3 protein-coding genes are annotated in these 2,274 nt (G+C 75.9%); all 3 read right to left on the bottom strand.

The window, feature by feature from the left end; genetic code table 11:
* Window positions 1-152: 152 nt before the first annotated feature.
* Window positions 153-965, bottom strand: a complete 813-nt coding sequence (locus E1293_RS49105; RefSeq protein WP_243717571.1) for an ABC transporter transmembrane domain-containing protein — start codon at window positions 963-965, stop codon at window positions 153-155.
* A 40-nt stretch (window positions 966-1,005) separates the two neighbouring features.
* Window positions 1,006-1,407 (bottom strand): cupin domain-containing protein, encoded by a 402-nt coding sequence (locus E1293_RS49110; RefSeq protein WP_207939540.1) that lies wholly within the window; start codon window positions 1,405-1,407, stop codon window positions 1,006-1,008.
* Window positions 1,404-2,274, bottom strand: an 871-nt coding sequence (locus E1293_RS49115) for an MFS transporter (protein WP_207939541.1), incomplete at its 5' end; no start/stop codon positions are given. The genes E1293_RS49110 and E1293_RS49115, both read right to left, overlap by 4 nt.

Below are 2,274 nucleotides of genomic sequence, written 5' to 3' on the forward strand. Positions count from 1 at the left end.
ATCCTACGGATATGTCGGCGCGCTCCTCTACGGTTGGGCGACATGGAAGATCACCTCCCGGACGAGGACGTCCTGGCCCTCCCGGACGCGTGGCGGCGCGCGGTGCCCGCGCGGCGCGGCGGGGCGGGCGGGCCCGGGCAGCGGCCGCACCGCTAGGACGTCCGGATCCGGCCGACCGTGCGCCGGGCCGCCTGCAGGTCGTCCAGGCCGTGGCCCAGCACCGCGACGGGGGCGGTCAGGCCCAGCCCGAGCAGCAGGAACGGCAGCAGGTCCGCGGGGGCGAGGGAGCCGCCGGTGATCAGGGCGGTTCCGCCGATGAGCACGGCCAGCAGCACGAACGGCGGCGACAGCGCCACCTGCATGGCGGCGGCGACCGCGGACAGGCCGCGCACCATCCGGTAGAACACGCGGGTGAAGTCGTCGGCGGCGGTGAGGAATCTGCGGTGGGCGCGTTCGGCGCCGCCGAACGCCTTGACCACGGCGATCCCCTGGACGAACTCGACGACCGAGCCGGCGATCCGGCCCATGGCGTCGTCGAAGTCCGCCTGCTCGCGCAGCCGGGACGGCGTCATCATCAGCGGGACCAGCGCCACCGCGAGCGCCGAGACCAGCTCGCCGGGGCTGTTGGCGATGAACGGGTGGACGGCGCCGACGTCCTCGCCGACGACCTTGGCCAGCTCGCCGGTCCGCTGCCGGGAGAACCAGCCGATCGGGGCGCGCCCGAGCCGCTCGGCCAGCCGCCGGCGCAGCGCCGGCTGCACCCGGCCGTCGACGAGGTGCCCGAGCGCGGACGACGCGGCCGTGAACAGCAGCCGGGCGAGCAGCCCGCCCGCGCCCGCGGCCACGACGAGCCGGACGTGGCCGTGGTCGACCGGGCCGGGCGCCTGCAGCGCGCGGCCCGGTTCGACGACGGCCAGCAGCGGCGCCAGGCCCGCGCCGGCGCCGATGACCTGCAGGACCACCACGCCCGCGAAACCCCAGAGGTGGGGACGTGCGGCAGCGCCTTCACCGCTCCTGCCCGGGGCCGGTCCGCTTCTCCAGGCGGCTGCCGTGCGGGAGGGTGATGGCCATGATGGTGCTGGGGGTGTCCAGCTGGATGCGGTGCCAGCGTCCGCGCGGGACGATGGCGGCGGTCCCGGCGGGCAGCCGGACCTCCTCCTCCGCCCGGCCCGGCAGCTCCGGCCGCAGGTAGAGGCGGATCTTGCCGATGAGGCAGGACACGATCTCCTCGGCGCCGGGGTGCACCTCCCAGTGGTCGGCGTGGACGTCGGCGCCGGTCTTGGCGTGGACGGCCGTCAGCTGCCAGCCGTCCCGCTCGGAGCCGGGCGCCGCCGCTTCGGTGCGCACCCGGCCGCCGTGGTGCAGGTGGATGGCGCAGGAGAACAGGTCGATGGGGGTGACGGTCATGCCGGGACGTCCTTTCTGCGGTGGCCCGCCGGCCGGCCGCGGTCGCCGGCGTCGCCGGGGTGTCCCGGCCGGGCGGGCCGGCCGGTCCGGCGCAGGACGGTGAGGGCGATGACGGCGGCGGCGACCAGCAGCACGGCGCCGATGCCCAGCCCGAGCGCGTAGCCGTCGTTGAGGGCCGCGGGGGTGGCGGCCGGTCCGGCGCGGTGCTGCGCGACGGTGCCGAGGACGGCCAGCCCGAGCGAGGCGCCGAGCTGCCGCGAGCTGTTGAGCAGGCCGGAGGCGGTGCCGGTCTCGTGCGGCGCGACGCCGGCGGTGGCGGTGGACACGACCGGTCCCAGGCAGAGCCCGAAGCCGACGCTGACGAGGACCGACGGCCCCAGCACGTCGGCGGCGAAGGACCCGTCCGCGCTGATCATCCCGAGCCAGCCGAACCCGGCCGAGGACAGGAGCACGCCCGCGACGAGCAGGGTCCGGGGCGCCAGGCGGTAGCCGAGCTTGACCGCGAGCACCGATCCGGCGATCACGCCGAGGGCGAACGGCAGGAACATGACGCCGGTCATCGCCGGCCCGTTCCCGAGCACCCGCTGCAGGTAGAGGGACATGAAGTAGAAGGACGAGGCCATGGCGGCGCCGACCAGGAGGTTGAAGGCGTTGGCGCCGGTGACCGAGCGGTTGGCGAACAGCCCGAGCCGGACCAGCGGCTCGCGGGTGGTGGTGCGCTCGGCGTACACGAACGCGGCCAGCAGCGCGGCCGCGGCCATCAGCGTCACGGGGGACACCCACGAGTACTGGTCGATGCGGACGATGCCGAACACCAGCAGCGTCATGCCCGCGGTGGCCAGGACGGCGCCGGGCACGTCCGGGCGG

Source organism: Actinomadura darangshiensis, from assembly GCF_004349235.1.
Lineage (GTDB): Bacteria > Actinomycetota > Actinomycetes > Streptosporangiales > Streptosporangiaceae > Spirillospora > Spirillospora darangshiensis.